The following is a 17433-nucleotide window of genomic DNA, read 5'->3' on the forward strand; positions in this document are numbered from 1 at the left end:
CATATAGCCCGAAAAATCATTCATCCAAATGAACCAATCACCCGTCTGACGCGTAGTACTCACAAATCCCGCTTCAAGGGTAACGCATCGACAGGGGAGTTTTCATGCCATTAGACGGATTCAACGATCAGACCCTTTCGCGTCGGGCCATGAAGGCGGAACTTCTCGATGCGGAAACCGAACTGAAGCTTGCCTACGCTTGGCGCGACGAAAAGGATGAGGCCGCGCTGCACCGCCTGATCCAGGCTTACATGCGGCTGGCGATTTCCATGGCGGCGAAGTTCAAGCGCTACGGCGCGCCGATGAACGACCTGATCCAGGAAGCGGGACTTGGCCTGATGAAGGCAGCCGACAAGTTCGACCCCGACCGTGGCGTGCGGTTTTCCACCTACGCTGTCTGGTGGATCAAGGCGTCGATCCAGGACTACGTGATGCGCAACTGGTCGATGGTGCGCACCGGGTCCACCTCTTCCCAGAAAGCTCTGTTTTTCAACATGCGGCGCGTGCAGGCGCGGCTGGAGCGCGAAGCGCAGGCCACCGGCATGCAGCTCGACAGTCACCAGCTTCGCCACATGATCGCGTCCGAGATCGGCGTGCCCCTGCGCGATGTCGAGATGATGGAAGGGCGCCTCTCCGGGTCCGACTTCTCGCTCAATGCCACGCAGTCCGTCGAGGACGAGGGCCGCGAGTGGATCGACACCCTTGAAGACGATAGCGCCCATGGCGCGGAGATCGTCGAGAATTCGCATGACACCGAATGCCTGCGCGGCTGGTTGGTGAAGGCGATGGGGTCGCTGAACGACCGGGAGCGGTTCATCGTGCGCGAACGCAAGCTGCGGGACGAGCCCCGCACCCTCGAAAGCCTCGGCAACGAGCTGGGCCTGTCGAAAGAGCGGGTCCGCCAGCTCGAGGCTGCGGCCTTCGGCAAGATGCGCAAGGCGCTTGAGGCGCAAAGCGGAGAAGTGCAACACTTCCTCGCATGAAACATGCGCTGGTCCTCGCCGCCCTCATGGTCGGCCTAGCAATCCCCGCGGCATCCGCCGACGGGGATTTCGACGCTGATGTGCTTTTCCTCGGCGAAATCCACGACAACCCCGCCCATCATGCCCGGCAGGCCGAAATCGTCGCCCGGGTTCAGCCGAAAGCCGTGGTGTGGGAGATGATCTCCGGCCCCGTCGCGGTCGGCCTGACGCCCGAGATCGTGCAGAGCGAACAGGTGCTGGAAGCGACGCTGTCATGGGAGGAAAACGGCTGGCCCGACTTCTCCATGTACTATCCGATCTTCAAGGCCGCAGAAGGTGCGCAGCACTTCGGAGCGGCCCTCCCGCGGGAGGAGGCGCGCCGGGGCATGGGGGAGCCGCCGCTCATGGTCTTCGGTGCCGACGCCTGGCAGTACGGTCTGGACCGTCCGCTGCCCGCCGATCAGCAGGCTGCCCGCGAAGCGTTGCAGAAGGCGGCCCATTGCGACGCGCTGCCGGACGACATGCTGGCCGGGATGGTCAACATCCAGCGTCTGCGCGATGCCCGGCTGGCGGCGGTCGCTCTGGAGGCGCTTGGCGTAACGGGTGGCCCGGTGGTGGTGATCACCGGCAATGGCCATGCCCGCAAGGACTGGGGCGCGCCCGCCGTGCTGGCCTACGCCAAGCCTGAGGCACGAATCTTCGCCCTCGCACAGGGGGAAGAAGGGCATGCCGCGCCGGAGGGTGGCTTCGACCGCACGGAAACCTCCCCCGCAACAGAGCGCGAAGACCCCTGCGCGGCCTTCAGAAAATAGCCCAACCTCTCATGCGATGACACCGCCTTCTTTTCCGGGGCGGTCAGACCGGGAGGGGCTTCCCGCGCCGCCGCGATCTACTGGTGATAACCGTCGATAGGGGGCGCGACGGCGTCCCGGCCAGTGCCGTGATTTTCGATGCTCACCGATCCTGCCATGGTGGCCCTTTCCATTGCCTTGGGGGCGAGGGTAGGGTGCACCCGTTAATGAAGGACCAGGCCGCGCAGGCGGCTCACGACATCGGGAAGGGACTGGGATGCTGGCGGGCAGACGGATCCTGTTGATCATCGGCGGTGGCATTGCCGCCTACAAGTCGCTGGACCTGATCCGGCGCCTGCGGGAGCGCGGCGCCGCCGTGACACCTGTCATGACCCGCGCGGCCTCCGAATTCGTGACGCCGCTGAGCGTGGCCGCCCTGGCCGGGGAAGACGTGCACGCCGACCTCTTCGACCTCACGCGCGAGGCGGAGATGGGCCATATCCAGCTGTCCCGCGTCGCGGACCTCGTGGCGGTGGCACCGGCGACCGCGGACCTCATGGCGAAGATGGCAGGGGGCCACGCGGACGACTTGGCGTCGACCCTGCTGATGGCCACCGACACGCCGGTCATGATCGCCCCTGCGATGAACGTGCGCATGTGGGACCACGCGGCCACGCAACGCAACCTCGCCACGCTGCGCGGTGACGGCATCATGGTTGTCGGTCCGAACGAGGGCAACATGGCCTGTGGCGAATACGGACCGGGCCGCATGGCCGAACCGCTGGAGATCGTCGCGGCCATCGAGGGCGCGCTGTCGGATGGACCGCTGAAAGGGCGCCGGGTGCTGGTGACCTCCGGTCCGACGCATGAACCCATCGACCCGGTGCGCTATATCGCCAACCGCTCGTCCGGGGCGCAGGGCACGGCTGTGGCCGAGGCGCTGCGCGATCTGGGGGCAGAGGTCGTCTTCGTCACCGGCCCGGCGGACGCCCCCCGGCCCACGGGTGTGCAGGTGGTCGAGGTCGAGAGCGCAAGGGAGATGCGGGAGGCCGTCATGGCCGCGCTGCCCGTCGATGCGGGGGTCTTCGCGGCCGCGGTGGCCGACTGGCGGGTAAAGTCCGCCTCTGCCTCGAAGATCAAGAAAACGGCTGGGCAACTGCCCGTACTGGAGTTCGAGGAGAACCCCGACATCCTGCGCGACGTGTCTGCGCTGATGGATGGGCGTCCCCGGTTGGTCGTGGGCTTCGCGGCCGAGACGGATGACGTGGTCGCCAACGCCAGGGCGAAACGCGCCCGCAAGGGCTGTGACTGGATCGTGGCGAACGATGTTTCGCCCTCGACGGGCATCATGGGCGGCACGGAAAACGCGGTGGTTCTGATCACCGCCGAGGGGGCCGAGGAGTGGCCGCGTGCTGCCAAGCGTGACGTTGCGCGCAAGCTGGCGGATCGGATCGCCGAGGCACTGAAGCAGGTGCAGGCATGAGCGCGCGGGACGTGGACATCGTGTTTGCATGGGAACCGGAGGCGGACCGTTCGCTGGGCCTGCCTTCCTACGCGACAGCAGGCGCCGCCGGTGCCGACCTGCGCGCCAACCTGCCCGACCGGGGCACGCTGACGCTGGAGCCCGGCGCGAGGGCGCTGGTGCCGACGGGTCTGCGCCTTGCCATTCCCGATGGATACGAGGTGCAGGTGCGGCCGCGCTCCGGCCTCGCCCTGAAACACGGGATCACCCTGCCCAATGCGCCCGGAACCATTGACAGCGATTACCGCGGACCCTTGGGCGTCATCGTGATGAATGCGGGCGACATGCCTTTCGTGATCGCCCACGGCGACAGGATCGCGCAGATGGTCGTGGCCCCGGTCGTGCGGGGCCGCTTCACCGTGGCCGAGGACCTGCCCGACACCGCGCGCGGCGCGGGCGGCTTCGGTTCGACGGGGCGCGGCTGATGCTTCTGGTTCTCAGCATCGGCGTCTTGGTCTGGGGGTTCGGCCGTCTCGTGGGGGCCAGCCGCGAGGCGCGCGCTTACATGGTGGCGCTGCTTTATGTCGGTGTCCTCGTGGTTCATGTGGTCCTGCCATTCGGCCATCCCCTGCGGATTGCCACCGGCGAAAGCGCCGCGCCCTGGCTGATCCTCGGCGGGATGCTCCTGTTTGGCCTTGCCTACGCATGGGGTGTTCGCCGGCTGAAGGAGCGCGCAGATGTCAGGGAGGCGGACGAGGCTCCGGCGCAGGATCCCGGCGCCTTCCGGCCCGGCGAACTGGAACGCTACGCCCGCCACATCGTGCTGCGCGAACTGGGCGGGCCGGGGCAGAAGCGGCTGAAACAGTCCCGCGTTCTGGTCGTGGGCGCCGGGGGACTCGGGTCGCCCGCGCTACTGTACCTCGCGGCGGCGGGTGTCGGGACCATCGGCGTGATCGACGACGATACAGTCGACAGCGGCAACCTGCAGCGGCAGGTGATCCACACCGACGCCCGGATCGGCACGCCCAAGGTGTTCTCGGCGCAGGCGGCGATGGAGGCACTGAACCCCTATGTCACCGTGCGCCCCTACAAGCGCAGGCTGGACGCCGCGACCGCGGCGGCGCTGCTGGAGGACTACGACGTTGTCCTCGACGGGACCGACAACTTCGACACCCGCTACCTGGTGAACGCGGCTTGCGTGGCGGCAGGCAAACCGCTGGTCTCGGGCGCGCTCAGCCAATGGGAAGGGCAGGTCAGCGTGTTCCATCCCAAGGGTGGCGGCCCGTGCTATCGCTGCATCTTCCCCGAGGAGCCGGCAGCCGGTCTGGCCCCGTCCTGCGCGGTGGCGGGCGTGCTGGGTCCTCTGCCCGGCGTCGTGGGGTCGATGATGGCCGTCGAATGCGTAAAGTTGATCGCAGGCGCAGGGCAGCCCCTGATCGGCGAGATGCTGATATATGATGCGCTCTGGGGCGAGACCCGCAAGATCGGGCTGAAGCCCACGCCCGGTTGCCCTGACTGCGGGGGCAAGGCGGCGTGAAACCCCGCCCTGTCTGTGCGGCGTCCTGAACCGCACGCGGCCCGATGTCCGTACGTACGGCAAGACCCCGCAAAGGGCCGGTTCGCGGCGTCCGATCCGACGGAACGGATTGAAGCGGTCCGCCCGGGCGCATAGCTTTCCTGCAAACGTCTGGAGACCGACATGACTAATCCGCTTCTGAAGACCTGGGACACGCCCTACGGCCTGCCGCCCTTTGCAGAGATTTCCGATGCCGACTTCGGCCCCGCCTTCGACGCCGCCATGGCCGAGGACCTTGTCGAGGTCGAGAAGGTGGCCACCAACCCGGAACCGCCGACCTTCGAGAATACCATCGAGGGATTGATGCGGACGGGGTCCGCGCTGGATCGCGTGGCGGGGGTCTTCTACAATCTCGCCGGTGCGGACAGCAACGACGCGCGCGAAGCCCTGATGCGCGACTATGCCCCGCGGCTCTCGGCGCATTCCTCGGCCATCTTCTCCAACAAGCCGCTGTTCGAACGCATCCAGGCGGTGTGGGAGGCGCGCGACACGTTGGAACTGACGCCGGAACAGGCGCGGGTCCTGATGCTGACCCATCGCAACTTCGTCCGTGCAGGCGCCGCTCTGGAAGGGGAAGAGGCCGCGCGTATGACGGTGGTGAAGGGGCGGCTGGCCGAGCTGGGCACCGCCTTTACCCAGAACGTGCTGGCGGACGAACGCGACTGGTACATGGAGCTTGCCGAGAAGGACCTCGAAGGGCTGCCGGCCTTCGTCGTGAACGCGCTGCGCGGGGCGGGCGAGGAACGCGGCAAAGGGCCCTGCGTGACGCTGTCGCGGTCCGTCATCACGCCGTTCCTGCAGTTCAGCCCGCGCCGCGACCTGCGTGAAAAAGCCTTCCGTGCCTGGGCGGCGCGCGGCGCCAACGGCGGCAAGACCGACAACCGCGGCATCGCCGCCGAAACCCTGAAGCTGCGCGAGGAACGCGCGGCGCTGCTGGGGCACTCGGACTTCTCCTCCTTCAAGCTGGAAACGGAGATGGCGGGCACCGCCGACAACGTGCGCGAGCTGCTGATGCAGGTCTGGACCCCGGCCCGCGCCGCCGCCCTGAAGGATCAGGAGGTGCTGGAAGGCATGCTGCACGCGGACGGCATCGACGGCCCGCTCGAGCCATGGGACTGGCGCTACTACGCCGAAAAGCGGCGCAAGGCGGAGCACGATCTGGATGAGGGCGAGATCAAGCCGTACTTCCAGCTCGACCGGATGATCGATGCGGCGTTCGCCTGTTCGGAGCGGCTGTTCGGCCTGACGTTCGAGCCGCTCGACGTGCCGCTGTACCACCCGGACTGCCGGGCATGGACGGTGCAGCGCGAGGGTGAGACGATTGCCGTCTTCATCGGTGACTACTTCGCGCGCGGCTCGAAGCGGTCGGGCGCATGGTGTTCCGCCTTCCGGGCGCAGCGCAAGTTCCCCGACGTGCAGATCCCGGTGGTGGTCAACGTGTGCAACTTTGCCAAGGGATCGCCCGCGCTCCTGTCCTATGACGACGCGCGCACCCTGTTCCACGAATTCGGCCACGCGCTGCACCAGATGCTGTCCGACGTGACCTACGAGATGGTCTCGGGCACCAGCGTGGCGCGCGATTTCGTCGAACTGCCCTCGCAGCTATACGAACACTGGCTGGAAGTGCCCGAAGTGCTGGCGGAATATGCCACCCACGCCGACACCGGGGAGCCGATGCCGAAGGACCTGCTGGACAAGGTGCTGGCGGCGGCGACCTACGACATGGGGTTCCAGACCGTCGAATACGTGGCCTCCGCGCTGGTCGACCTAGAATTCCACGCCGGTCCCGCGCCTGCCGATCCGATGCAGAAGCAGGCGCAGGTGCTGGAGGAAATCGGGATGCCTCGCGCGATCCTCATGCGCCACGCGACCCCGCATTTCGCCCATGTCTTCGCGGGCGACGGCTATTCCTCCGGCTACTACAGCTACATGTGGTCCGAAGTGATGGATGCCGACGCCTTCGCCGCCTTCGAGGAGGCGGGCGATGCCTTCGATCCGGCGATGGCGGGCCGTCTGGAAGAGTTCATCCTCTCCAAGGGCGGGTCGGTGGAGGCCGAAGACCTCTACACCGGGTTCCGGGGGCGGATGCCCGGCGTCGATGCGCTGCTGAAAGGCCGCGGGCTGGCGGCCTGAAGCGGATGGCGCGCGCCGGGGCTTTGGCTCAGAACGGCGCGCGCTCCAGTTCGAACCCTTCCTCCGCCAGGAGGTTCAGCACCCCTTCCTCGCCGGACAGGTGGGCGGCACCGAAGGCGGCGATCACCGTCCCATCGGTGCTGTCCAGCGTGTCGAGGATCACGGGAATCCATGCGCGGTTGCGGGCGTTTATCATCGCACCGTTCACGGTGTCGAAAACCGTGTCGGCCTCGGCTTCTCCCAGCGGGGTCAGGCGGGGCGACAGGACTTCCAGCACCACCTGGCTTTCGGCGTGGGCTTCTTCGAAGTACGTACTGATGATGGTCTCGAAGAGATCCTCGTTCACGTCCGCCGGCGCAAGTGCGGAGCGGATCATGGACAGCTGCGCCTCCATCGGGACGGCGGCGAACAGCGCGAGGCCCGTGTCCCAGGGTTCCAGCGACCGGGTCGGCACGCCCTTTTCCTCGGCGAGGGCTTCGAGCCGGACGTCGAGGCCGTCGTCCTGCTCCAGCAGGTCCTTCATGCAGGCGGGCACCGACAACAGCATCGAGACATACCACGGCTGCATCCGGGCGCCGACGAAGGCGGGCATCCCGCGCGCGGCCATCGCGCCCGAGAGTTGCTGCCACTCGTCCTCCGACAGAAGGTCGGGCAGGCTGCCGTCCGACAGCATGAACATGGCCGGATCGCTGGCGATGCTCGCTTCCATGGCTTCCCGGTCGGTGCCCGACATCTCGAGCAGCAGGGTGGCGGCGTCGTCCAGCAGCGGCGCGATCCGCTCGACCGGCGCGTCGAGGCGCGGGTCGGACAGGTGGATCGTGCCGACGAGGTGGATGGTCTCGGTGCCGCGCCGCGCGATCCAGTGATTGCCGGTCGGGTAGGGCATCGCGGCCACGCGGGCGTCGACCTCAGCCCTTTCCTCGGGCAGCAGGGCGGGACGGAGGTCATCACCGGTGCAACGGGCATGCGCAAGCACGGGAAGCGCGGTGAACGCCAGTCCCATGGCGAGGGACAGTGCGGTTTTAACAAGGGACATACAGGCTCCTTCGGTTGTCCCGCACTTTCTGCGCATGGGCGGCGCTGGACAAGGGGCAATGCCCGGGAAACACTGTGATCATGGAACGGGAAAGCGAGCTTTATGCACCGGTGAAGGCGTTGCTGGAAAAGCAGGGCTACACGGTAAAGGGGGAGGTCGGCGCGGCCGACTTGATGGCGGTGCGCGGCGACGATCCGCCGGTGATCGTGGAACTGAAGCTGCGCATCACCCTGTCGCTGTTCCACCAGGCTTGCGCACGCCTGAAGCTGACCGACCATGTCTATGTCGCCGTCCCCAAACCCTCGGGCAAGACGGCGCGGCGGGCGCTGAAGGACAACCGCGACCTCTGCCGGCGGCTGGGGCTGGGTTTCATCGTGGTGCTGCCGGACGCGCGGGTGGAGGTGCTCTGCGATCCCGGGCCTTACGCGCCGCGCAAGAGTCGCAAGAAATCCGACCGCCTGCTGCGGGAATTCGAGGCCCTGCGCGGCGATCCGAACGAGGGTGGCGCGACGCGGCACGGCATTGTTACCGCCTACCGGCAGGACGCGCTGGCCTGCGCGGCCTTTCTGGCGGAGGCCGGCCCGAGCCGAGGGCGGGATGTGGTGGCAGCGACCGGCGTGGCGCGGGCCACCGGGCTGATGCGCGACAATCACTACGGCTGGTTCGACAAGGTTGCGACGGGGGTCTACGCCCTGTCGGAGGCCGGTCGCGACGGGCTGGTGCACTGGGCCTATTCGTGGGAGCCGGGCGGCGCGTAGCCCCGCCCTACAAACCGTTCTGCGGCGTTGCGGCGGCTTCGTCCGCTCGTGCCCGCGCGGCGGCGGCCCGGCCCTCTCGCGCGGCAATACGCTCGCGGTGCAGGGTATAGAGGCCGGACGCCACGATGATCGCGCAGCCCACCAGCGTCCAGAGATCCGGCAGATCGGCAAAGACGATAAAGCCGTAGAAGGTGCTCCAGATGATCAGCGAGTAATGGATCGGGGCCAGCGCCACCGCCTGTGCGATGTCGAGCGCGCGGATCACCAGCACCTCGCCCACGCCCGCCGTCGCCGCGAGGCCGAAGATCACGAGCCAGAGCTGCAGCGTGTCGGGCGTCTTCCAGACGAACGGCAGGGCGAGCGCCACAAGGACCGTCGACGTGATCGAGGTGAAGGCCACGGTCGTCATCACGTTGTCGGCGCCCGACAGCGTCCGCGACAGGACCTGCCGTGTGGCAAAGAAACAGGCGGCGAGCACGATGAACCCGATGGCGGGGTGGAACACGCCCAGTCCGGGCCGGATCACGATCAGCATCCCGACAAAGCCCACCGCCACGGCGGCCCAGCGGCGTGCGCCGACGGGTTCGCGCAGGAACAGCGCCCCCATCAGCGTCACGAGGAAGGGCGCGATGAAGGTCACGGCGACAGCGTCGGCCAGCGGCACGTAGGTCACCGCCAGCACGAAGCACAACGCCGAAGACGCTGCGCAAATGCCGCGCAGGATCTGGATCGCGGGCAGTTGCGACCGCAGCAGATGTGTGCCCTTCACGGCCAACATCACGATCACGCCCATGAACAGGCCGATCTGGCGGAAGAACACGATCTGCGCGGCCGACAGGGAATCCGTCAGGAACTTTGCCTGCACGTCGCAGGCGGCGAAGGCGAAGAACCCCAGCGCCATCAGGAGGATGCCACGCATGTTCTGGCTTTCGGGGCCGCGGTTCGGGTTGGGCTTGACCGACAGAAGCGGCGTGGCCTGAGGAGAGGGCATGGCAGACTCGAATGGTTGACCGCCAGACCCTAGACGCCGCGTCGCAGAATGGAAATGGCAGGTGGCGGGCATCTGCCTTGCATATCTGCAAGGACGCTGTCTCTGCCGCGCATTTGCCATTATTCGCCCACAGGTCCCGGCGCCGCGACGGGGCCGGAGACGGCAACCGTGTCACCTGCACGCATTGCCATGCCCCGGTCTGCTGTCCAGACTGGGACGCGGCGGCAGCGATAAGGAGCGGTCACATGAGACGACTTTGGCGGGAAGCGCCGTACCTGACGGCAGGGCTGGCCCTGGCGCTGCTGGTCGCGCTCATCTTCGCCGCGCGTCTCGCCATGGGGATGGCCTACTGGTCCGATCCCGGGCACCGGGATCAGCCCATCGCGCCGTGGATGACGCCGCGCTTTGTTGCCATGTCGTGGGATGTGCCGAAGGAGGTGGTGATGGAGACGCTGGACCTCTCGCCGGACAGTTCCGGGCCGCGGCGCCTGTCCGACCTGTCCGAAGCGCGTGGCGTGCCGGTCGAGGAACTCATTGCCCAGCTTGAAGCCGCGATTGCCGCCTATCGCGCGGGTGCGCCGAATGACTGAGACGGTCTTCGAACTCGTCTCGACCTACGGGGTGTGGGTGGTGGCCATGTCGGCTTTCGTATCCTGCCTTGCCGTCCCGGTGCCGACCGCGCTGGTCATGCTGGCGGCGGGGGCCTTCGCGGCCTCCGAAGACCTGTCTTTGTGGCAGGTCTGGCTGGCTGGGTGGCTTGCCGCGCTGGCGGGCGACAACACCGGCTACCAGCTGGGCCGCTGGGGCGGGGCGCCGTTCCTGAGCTGGCTGGGTAGCCGGACAGGGCGCGCGGCACTGATCGCGCGCGGAGAGGCGCTGGTCCGCGACCGCGGCGGGCTAGGGGTGTTCTTCTCCACCTGGCTGGTGGCGCCGCTCGGGCCGTGGGTCAACGTGGTGTCGGGCGCCATGGGGCTGCCCCGCTGGCGCTTTGCGATCTGGGACACGGCGGGAGAGACCATCTGGGTCAGCGGCTATGTCCTGCTGGGGTATGCCTTCGGCGCGCAGGTCGACACCGTCGCCCGTCTGGTCAGCGACTGGGCCGGGCTGGTGTCGGCGCTGGCTGTGGCGCTGGGGTTCGGCGTGGCGCTCGTCCTGCGCCTGCGTCACCGGCACTCCGGTCAGAGCGACAACTGATCGAAAGTATCCTTGAGCAGCATGGCGGACGCTTCGAGCGCGGCGTTCTCCTGACGCGAGATGTCCGGCATCAGTTCGGCAGTCACGCCTTCACGCCCCACCACACGGGGGAGGGAGCAGGCGACGCGGCGCACGCCCGCCACGTCCGACAGGGTGGAGACGGTCAGTACCGCCTGTTCGTCCGATCCGATGGCAGAGACCAGACGGGCCAGCCCGGCGCCGATGCCGTACCACGTCGCGCCCTTGCCCTCGATGATCGTGTAGGCTGCGTTGCGGACGCCCTTGTCGATGCGCTCCCGCACCTCGGCGGTCAGCGGCGCACGGATCTGCGCCGCGAAACTTTCGATCGAGACGGACCCGGCACGGGCAGCGGTCCACGCAAGCACCTCCGTATCGCCGTGTTCGCCCAGCACATAGGCATGGACGGAGCGGGGAGCGATGTTCAGGTGCCGGCCCAGCAGCCAGCGGAAACGGGCCGTGTCGAGGATCGTGCCCGACCCGATCACACGGCCCGCCGGCAAGCCGCTGAGGGTCTGCGTGACATGGGTCATGATGTCGACGGGGTTGGAGGCGATCAGCAGGATCGCGTCGGGGGCGGCGCGGGTCACCTCCGCCACCACGGAGCGGAAGACTTCCGCGTTGCGGGACAGGAGTTCCAGACGGCTTTCCCCGGGCTTCTGCGACACGCCGCAGGCAAGGATCACCACGTCGGCGCCGGTCAGGTCGTCGTAGTCGCCCGCTGCAACCCGTGCCGAACCCGAAAAGGGCACCGCGTGGGCGATGTCCTCTGCCTCCGCCTGTGCGCGTGCCTTGTTGAGGTCCACGAGAACGATTTCAGAGGCGGCGCCCCGCATGACGCAGGCGAAGGCCGCTGCCGATCCGACCATGCCTGCGCCGACTATTCCGAGCTTCATCAAATGGTCCCTGCGAATGGTTTTACCCGAGGATAGGTCCGTGATAGCGGCGCGGGCAAAGAACTTCGACCTCTCGCGCCACGCCAGTGATGAAAATGGCGCGGGATTGTGCGTCCGGACTCCGGATACTTCACGAGTAAACAAAATCAATGGCTTAACATGGCGCCTTGGCTGCGCCTCGGTAGGGTGACTTGGAACGGTTCGGGCAGTCTGCGCAGCGCGTTCCGGCCCCTGCGCGAGCCGTTGGGTTGTTATCGGACGCATGTGCAACGATCCTGATCCGGCGGTGTTGTCATCAGGATCTCCAGACAAAAAGGCCTTTCTCATGCTCATGTCGATACACGTGACGATGCACTACCGGTTCGCCAATCCGAACATCGCCTTTCTCGCGCTGGAGGCGGCTCGGACAGACGGGCAGACCATTCTGTCGGAGAGCCTCTCCACCGGGGACGCGGAGCTGACCCGGATCGCGGGCGATGCAGACATCGGCGAGCGGATCTGGGCCCGTATTCCCGGCGAGGACCTGAAGCTCGACTACAAGGCGACGCTGGAGATCACGCGTCCCGCGCCCGCGCTCCAGACCCTCAAGGCCGCCCCGCTTCCCGAGATCCCGGCAGAGCCCGCGCCCTACCTGCGGCCCTCCCGCTATTGCCAGTCCGACAAGTTCACCGCTTTCGTCGGCAAGCGGTTCGGCCATCTGGAAGGCGGTGCAAAGGTCGCGGCGATCCGCGACTGGATCGAGGACGAGCTGGATTACGTGCCCGGCAGTTCCGACGCGGACACCAACGTGCTGGAAACCTTCGCCGGACGGCAGGGGGTGTGCCGCGACTATGCGCACCTGTTCTGCACCATGGTCCGCGCCGCCGAGATCCCGGCGCGCTGCGTGGCCGTCTATGGCCCCGACGTCACCCCGCAGGACTTCCACGCGGTGGGGCAGGTCTGGCTGGACGGGGCGTGGCACCTTGTCGATCCGACGGGCATGTGCACGGCGGATGCCCTGGCCGTAGTGGCCGTGGGTCGGGACGCCTACGACATCGCGTTCCTCGGGTCGCAGGCCCCGGCAGAACTGATCGAGCAGACCGTGAACGTGACGCGCGGCTGACGTTCCGGGGGGCGATCCGGCCTTGCCTCCGCCGCTCGGTCCGGTAGCTCTGCTGCACCCCGAAGCCTCGCCGGAAGCCCAACCCCATGAGGACGACCCGCGACCGCATCCGCCACGCGGTCCTGTTCGAGATCACCGCCCTGATGATCGTCGCCCCGCTGGGCGGCGCGGTGTTCGCCGTGCCGGTCGGGCATTTCGGGGTGGTTGCCGTGATCAGCAGCCTCATCGCGATGGGCTGGACGTATCTATTCAACCTCGGGTTCGACCACATGCTGGTGCGGACAGGGCGCCCGCTGCGCAAGACCGTGCCCATGCGGATCCTTCATGCGGTGGCCTTCGAGGTCGGGCTGACGTGCCTGCTTGTCCCGTTCATGGCGCTCTATCTCGGCGTTTCCCTTGGAGAGGCGCTGCTGATGGACATCGGTCTGACCGCTTTCTACTTCGGCTTCACGGTCGCCTACAACTGGGCCTATGACGCGGTCTTCCCGATCCCGGCGGACATCCGGCGCCCTTGATCTGCGCGGTCTTCCGCCGCACGGGCTTGGTTCGGCGGGCGGTTCTGCATATGTCCCCTGAATGCGATGCCACAGGCCCGCCCGCCCGGAAATCGCACAAAAAATCTCTTCACCTCATGTTGACACGACTCGGCAGGTTCCTTACCTCAGCGCCGTTAGCACTCTCTCCACTTGAGTGCTAACGGCCCGCTCGAAGACGAGGGGCCAAGGTTGTAACTTTGAGCTAGGAGACTCGAAGATGGCATTCAAACCGCTTCATGACCGCGTGCTGGTTCGTCGCGTAGAATCGGACGAAAAGACTGCTGGTGGCCTGATCATCCCCGATAGCGCCAAGGAAAAGCCGGCAGAGGGCGTGGTTGTCGCGTGTGGCGAAGGTGCACGCAAGGACAGCGGCGAGCTGATCGATATGGCCGTCAAAGAGGGTGACAAGGTCCTCTTCGGCAAGTGGTCGGGCACCGAAGTCAACGTCGGCGGCGAAGAGCTGCTGATCATGAAGGAAAGCGACATCCTGGGCATCATCACCGATGACGCGGCTGCCAAGGCAGCCTGAACGCCGGTTCTGATTTCCAACGACAACTTCTGAAACAGGAGACTTTCGAATGTCCGCAAAAGACGTGAAATTCAACACCGACGCCCGCAGCAAGATGCTGAAGGGTGTGAACATCCTCGCCGACGCCGTGAAGGTGACGCTTGGCCCGAAAGGCCGGAACGTGGTTCTGGACAAATCCTTCGGCGCGCCGCGCATCACCAAGGACGGTGTGTCCGTGGCCAAGGAAATCGAACTGGAAGACAAGTTCGAGAACATGGGCGCGCAGATGGTGAAGGAAGTTGCTTCCCGCACCAACGACGAAGCCGGTGACGGCACCACCACCGCGACCGTTCTGGCCCAGGCCATCGTCAAGGAAGGCATGAAGGCCGTTGCAGCCGGCATGAACCCGATGGACCTGAAGCGCGGCATCGACATGGCAACCGCCAAGGTCGTCGAGCACATCAAGAACGCGGCCCGCACCGTCGAGAACTCCGACGAGGTCGCACAGGTCGGCACCATCTCCGCGAACGGCGAGGCCGAGATCGGCCGTCAGATCGCCGACGCGATGCAGAAGGTCGGCAACGAGGGTGTCATCACCGTCGAAGAGAACAAGGGCCTCGAGACCGAGACCGATGTCGTCGAAGGCATGCAGTTCGACCGCGGCTACCTGAGCCCCTACTTCGTGACCAACGCAGACAAGATGATCGCAGAACTCGAAGACTGCATGATCCTGCTGCACGAGAAGAAGCTCTCCTCGCTCCAGCCGATGGTTCCGCTGCTCGAGCAGGTGATCCAGTCGCAGAAGCCGCTGCTGATCATCGCGGAAGACGTGGAAGGCGAAGCGCTGGCGACCCTCGTGGTCAACAAGCTGCGTGGCGGCCTGAAGATCGCAGCCGTGAAGGCACCGGGCTTCGGCGACCGTCGCAAGGCCATGCTGCAGGACATCGCGATCCTGACCGGCGGCCAGGTGATCTCCGAAGACCTCGGCATGAAGCTCGAGTCGGTGACCATGGACATGCTTGGCAACGCCAAGAAGGTCTCCATCACCAAGGACGAGACCACCATCGTCGACGGCGCTGGCCAGAAGTCCGAGATCGAGGCACGCGTTTCCCAGATCCGTACGCAGATCGAAGAGACCACCTCCGACTACGACCGTGAAAAGCTGCAGGAACGCGTTGCCAAGCTGGCAGGCGGTGTGGCTGTCATCCGCGTCGGCGGCATGACCGAAGTCGAAGTGAAAGAGCGCAAGGACCGCGTGGACGACGCTCTGAACGCGACCCGCGCAGCCGTGCAGGAAGGCGTTGTCGTCGGTGGCGGCGTGGCGCTGGTGCAGGGTGCGAAGGCGCTGGACGGTCTGGAAGGTCAGAACGCCGACCAGAACCGCGGCATCTCCATCGTGCGCATCGCACTGGAAGCGCCGCTGCGTCAGATCGCGCAGAACGCGGGTGTCGACGGCTCCGTGGTGGCTGGCAAGGTCCGTGAATCGACCGACCTGAAGTTCGGCTACAACGCGCAGACCGACGAGTACGGCGACATGTTCAAGTTCGGCGTCATCGACCCGGCGAAAGTCGTCCGCACCGCGCTGGAAGACGCATCTTCGATCGCAGGCCTGCTGATCACCACCGAAGCGATGGTGGCCGACAAGCCGCAGAAAGAAGGCGCAGGCGCCGGCGCAGGCATGCCCGACATGGGCGGCATGGGCGGCATGATGTAATCTGCCCGCTGCAGATGAATTCAGGGAAGGGCCGGTGTTTCACCGGCCCTTTTCTTTTTCCCGGGCGCATTAGGGAATGCGCGTGGCCCTTGCTCCAGTGCCCTACCGAAGATGGTTCGGGGCGCTCCCCTGCGTTGCCCGGCATTTCGGATATGCCTGACGCACAAACCTGAGGGGAATTCCCCTCGCGAAACCGGCGCCCTCTGGCTATCCTGCTGCAGCACGGAATGGGACGCGTTCATGAGTCGTCGGGATAGCAGGAAAGCGATGGAGCTGCGTCTTCCGGACGAACTCCGAAAGCGTCTGGTGTCCACCTCCGCGCAGTTCCTCCCCCTCGCTTATCTCGCGCGACAGGCCTTGCGCCGCGCGCTGGACGGAGAGGCGGGCTGGGAGGTCGATGTCACCCCCGGCAACAGCCGTCCCATCCTCCTGCAGCTGTCCACGGAGGAGCAGGCCCGGCTGGACATCTGGATGACGGCGCGCGGCGTGAACGCAGAGGTTGCCGTGCTCTCGCTGATCTCAGCCGTGGTCTGAGGGTCAGCGCACGTCCGGCGCCACGTCCGAAAAGCGGCCTTCGGGGATAGGGCGGGCCGTGCTGACGTCCCAGGTGTAGAGGTAGCACTCGGCGTCGTGGCGCGTGCCATCGTGCAGGATGACCTCGATGGTTCGGCGTACGTATTCATGCGGCTCGGGCCAGTCGGGAGAGCAGCCCTCGAAATCGTCCAGCGGGCCGAAGACCGCCTCCGGGTTGTGGATGTGGTGCAATTCGCCATGCACCCGGTCGTCCGGATCCGGAGAGGGCAGGGCGCCGGGATAGGCGTTCTGGCCGGGATCGTCCGGGTCGTCGATCAGGTAGAGCCGCGCGCGGATCGTGCCCTCGCCGACAGAGGACGCGTGCCGCCGCAAGAGCGCGCCCATCGGATGGTCCGCGGTCGTGGTCAAGGTGCCGTATACAAAGAGTAGGGTCATCGTCTGGGTTCCGTCCGCCTGGGTCCCGCTTGATAGGAAATCGGGGGCCATGGGTGAAGCCCCGTTTGCCTTTCCTTACGCGACGGTGCGCCTTTTTCGTACCGGCCGACGCGGATCGAGGCGCTTGCCGCAAGGCTCATCATGCGCTTTGAACCCCAGTATGGAGATGAGATTCGAAGAAGCGCTTTGGGCGCAGGGCATGGACCGGGTGGCAGGCGTCGACGAGGTCGGGCGCGGGCCACTCGCCGGGCCGGTCGTGGCAGCGGCGGTGGTTCTCAACCGGGTGTCGATCCCGGACGGGCTGAACGACTCGAAGAAACTGTCGATAAAACGGCGGGAGTTCCTCGCGCCACTCCTGTGGCAAAGCGCCGAGGTGTCCATCGGCCAGGCGTCCGTCGAGGAGATCGACGAGATGAACATCCTGCAGGCCAGCCTTCTTGCGATGCGGCGGGCCGTCGAAGGTCTGCCCAAGGCTCCGGACCATCTTCTGGTCGATGGCAACCGTGCGCCCGGCGGCATTCCATGTGACGCGACTTGCATCGTCGGCGGAGACGGCCGCAGCCCGAGCATCGCGGCGGCTTCAATTGTGGCCAAAATCTGGCGGGATGATGTCATGAAGAGGGCCGCGACACAGTACCCGGGTTATGGTTGGGAAACGAACGCAGGATATCCGACCAAGTGTCACAAATCTGCCCTCCGAAATCTTGGGGTTACGCCTTTCCATAGACGTTCCTTCAAGCCGGTGCGCGATATCTTGTGACAAGTCAAAACTACAACCCACTGATTC

At 66.3% G+C, this 17433-nt stretch carries 19 protein-coding genes; 15 read left to right on the forward strand and 4 right to left on the reverse strand.

What is annotated here, in order from left to right; genetic code table 11:
- Nucleotides 1-104: 104 nt before the first annotated feature.
- The 6 genes from CDO87_RS11795 (at nucleotide 105) to CDO87_RS11820 (ending at nucleotide 6924) form a co-directional block, all read left to right on the forward strand.
- Nucleotides 105-983, forward strand: a complete 879-nt coding sequence (locus CDO87_RS11795) for an RNA polymerase factor sigma-32 (RefSeq protein WP_100928955.1) — start codon at nucleotides 105-107, stop codon at nucleotides 981-983.
- Entirely contained in the window at nucleotides 980-1774 is a 795-nt protein-coding gene (locus CDO87_RS11800) for a ChaN family lipoprotein (RefSeq protein ID WP_100928956.1), read from the forward strand. The genes CDO87_RS11795 and CDO87_RS11800 overlap by 4 nt, the downstream gene beginning before the upstream one ends.
- 256 nt (nucleotides 1775-2030) lie before the next feature.
- Nucleotides 2031-3236, forward strand: coding sequence for a bifunctional phosphopantothenoylcysteine decarboxylase/phosphopantothenate--cysteine ligase CoaBC (gene coaBC, locus CDO87_RS11805; RefSeq protein ID WP_100928957.1), 1206 nt, complete (start codon nucleotides 2031-2033; stop codon nucleotides 3234-3236).
- Nucleotides 3233-3700 carry a dUTP diphosphatase gene (gene dut / locus CDO87_RS11810; protein WP_100928958.1) on the forward strand — a complete coding sequence of 156 codons (468 nt, stop codon included), beginning with the start codon at nucleotides 3233-3235 and terminating at the stop codon, nucleotides 3698-3700. The genes coaBC and dut overlap by 4 nt, the downstream gene beginning before the upstream one ends.
- Nucleotides 3700-4752 (forward strand): HesA/MoeB/ThiF family protein, encoded by a 1053-nt coding sequence (locus tag CDO87_RS11815; RefSeq protein WP_100928959.1) that lies wholly within the window; start codon nucleotides 3700-3702, stop codon nucleotides 4750-4752. The genes dut and CDO87_RS11815 overlap by 1 nt, the downstream gene beginning before the upstream one ends.
- A 162-nt stretch (nucleotides 4753-4914) precedes the next feature.
- On the forward strand, nucleotides 4915-6924 hold the full coding sequence (locus tag CDO87_RS11820; RefSeq protein WP_100928960.1) for a M3 family metallopeptidase: 2010 nt from the start codon (nucleotides 4915-4917) through the stop codon (nucleotides 6922-6924).
- A 28-nt stretch (nucleotides 6925-6952) separates the two neighbouring features.
- Here the strand turns inward: CDO87_RS11820 and CDO87_RS11825 are convergent, their stop codons facing one another.
- The gene (locus CDO87_RS11825) at nucleotides 6953-7960 is read right to left on the reverse strand and encodes a TraB/GumN family protein (RefSeq protein WP_157814977.1); all 1008 of its coding nucleotides are present in this window, start codon (nucleotides 7958-7960) and stop codon (nucleotides 6953-6955) included.
- Nucleotides 7961-8040: 80 nt separating this feature from the next.
- On the opposite strand from CDO87_RS11825, the gene CDO87_RS11830 reads away from it, so the two are divergent.
- Complete coding sequence (locus CDO87_RS11830) at nucleotides 8041-8718, forward strand: DUF2161 domain-containing phosphodiesterase (RefSeq protein ID WP_100928962.1); 678 nt, start codon at nucleotides 8041-8043, stop codon at nucleotides 8716-8718.
- Nucleotides 8719-8725: 7 nt separating this feature from the next.
- Here the strand turns inward: CDO87_RS11830 and CDO87_RS11835 are convergent, their stop codons facing one another.
- Nucleotides 8726-9709 (reverse strand): DMT family transporter, encoded by a 984-nt coding sequence (locus CDO87_RS11835; protein ID WP_254698082.1) that lies wholly within the window; start codon nucleotides 9707-9709, stop codon nucleotides 8726-8728.
- 245 nt (nucleotides 9710-9954) lie between these two features.
- Between CDO87_RS11835 and CDO87_RS11840 the strand changes: the two genes are divergently transcribed.
- Both CDO87_RS11840 and CDO87_RS11845 read left to right on the forward strand, forming a co-directional pair.
- Nucleotides 9955-10299, forward strand: coding sequence for a hypothetical protein (locus CDO87_RS11840; RefSeq protein ID WP_100928963.1), 345 nt, complete (start codon nucleotides 9955-9957; stop codon nucleotides 10297-10299).
- Nucleotides 10292-10903: a DedA family protein gene (locus tag CDO87_RS11845; RefSeq protein ID WP_100928964.1), complete on the forward strand. Its 612-nt coding sequence runs from the start codon at nucleotides 10292-10294 to the stop codon at nucleotides 10901-10903. The genes CDO87_RS11840 and CDO87_RS11845 overlap by 8 nt, the downstream gene beginning before the upstream one ends.
- On the opposite strand, the gene CDO87_RS11850 is transcribed toward CDO87_RS11845, so the two are convergent.
- Nucleotides 10888-11817, reverse strand: a complete 930-nt coding sequence (locus CDO87_RS11850) for an L-lactate dehydrogenase (protein WP_100928965.1) — start codon at nucleotides 11815-11817, stop codon at nucleotides 10888-10890. The two genes, CDO87_RS11845 and CDO87_RS11850, sit on opposite strands and share 16 nt — an antisense overlap.
- A 325-nt stretch (nucleotides 11818-12142) precedes the next feature.
- On the opposite strand from CDO87_RS11850, the gene CDO87_RS11855 reads away from it, so the two are divergent.
- The 5 genes from CDO87_RS11855 (at nucleotide 12143) to CDO87_RS11875 (ending at nucleotide 16211) form a co-directional block, all read left to right on the forward strand.
- A complete protein-coding gene (locus CDO87_RS11855; protein ID WP_100928966.1) occupies nucleotides 12143-12919 on the forward strand; it encodes a transglutaminase family protein in 777 nt (258 codons plus the stop codon).
- A gap of 86 nt (nucleotides 12920-13005) precedes the next feature.
- Nucleotides 13006-13434: a PACE efflux transporter gene (locus tag CDO87_RS11860; protein ID WP_100928967.1), complete on the forward strand. Its 429-nt coding sequence runs from the start codon at nucleotides 13006-13008 to the stop codon at nucleotides 13432-13434.
- A gap of 238 nt (nucleotides 13435-13672) precedes the next feature.
- Nucleotides 13673-13984, forward strand: coding sequence for a co-chaperone GroES (locus tag CDO87_RS11865; RefSeq protein WP_005854733.1), 312 nt, complete (start codon nucleotides 13673-13675; stop codon nucleotides 13982-13984).
- A gap of 49 nt (nucleotides 13985-14033) precedes the next feature.
- Nucleotides 14034-15677: a chaperonin GroEL gene (groL, locus tag CDO87_RS11870; protein ID WP_100928968.1), complete on the forward strand. Its 1644-nt coding sequence runs from the start codon at nucleotides 14034-14036 to the stop codon at nucleotides 15675-15677.
- A gap of 267 nt (nucleotides 15678-15944) precedes the next feature.
- Complete coding sequence (locus CDO87_RS11875) at nucleotides 15945-16211, forward strand: hypothetical protein (RefSeq protein WP_100928969.1); 267 nt, start codon at nucleotides 15945-15947, stop codon at nucleotides 16209-16211.
- Between the two features lie 3 nt (nucleotides 16212-16214).
- On the opposite strand, the gene CDO87_RS11880 is transcribed toward CDO87_RS11875, so the two are convergent.
- A complete protein-coding gene (locus tag CDO87_RS11880) occupies nucleotides 16215-16646 on the reverse strand; it encodes a gamma-glutamylcyclotransferase (RefSeq protein ID WP_100928970.1) in 432 nt (143 codons plus the stop codon).
- A 160-nt stretch (nucleotides 16647-16806) separates the two neighbouring features.
- On the opposite strand from CDO87_RS11880, the gene CDO87_RS11885 reads away from it, so the two are divergent.
- Entirely contained in the window at nucleotides 16807-17406 is a 600-nt protein-coding gene (locus tag CDO87_RS11885) for a ribonuclease HII (protein WP_100928971.1), read from the forward strand.
- Nucleotides 17407-17433 lie beyond the last annotated feature (27 nt).

Source organism: Sagittula sp. P11, assembly GCF_002814095.1.
Classification (GTDB): domain Bacteria; phylum Pseudomonadota; class Alphaproteobacteria; order Rhodobacterales; family Rhodobacteraceae; genus Sagittula.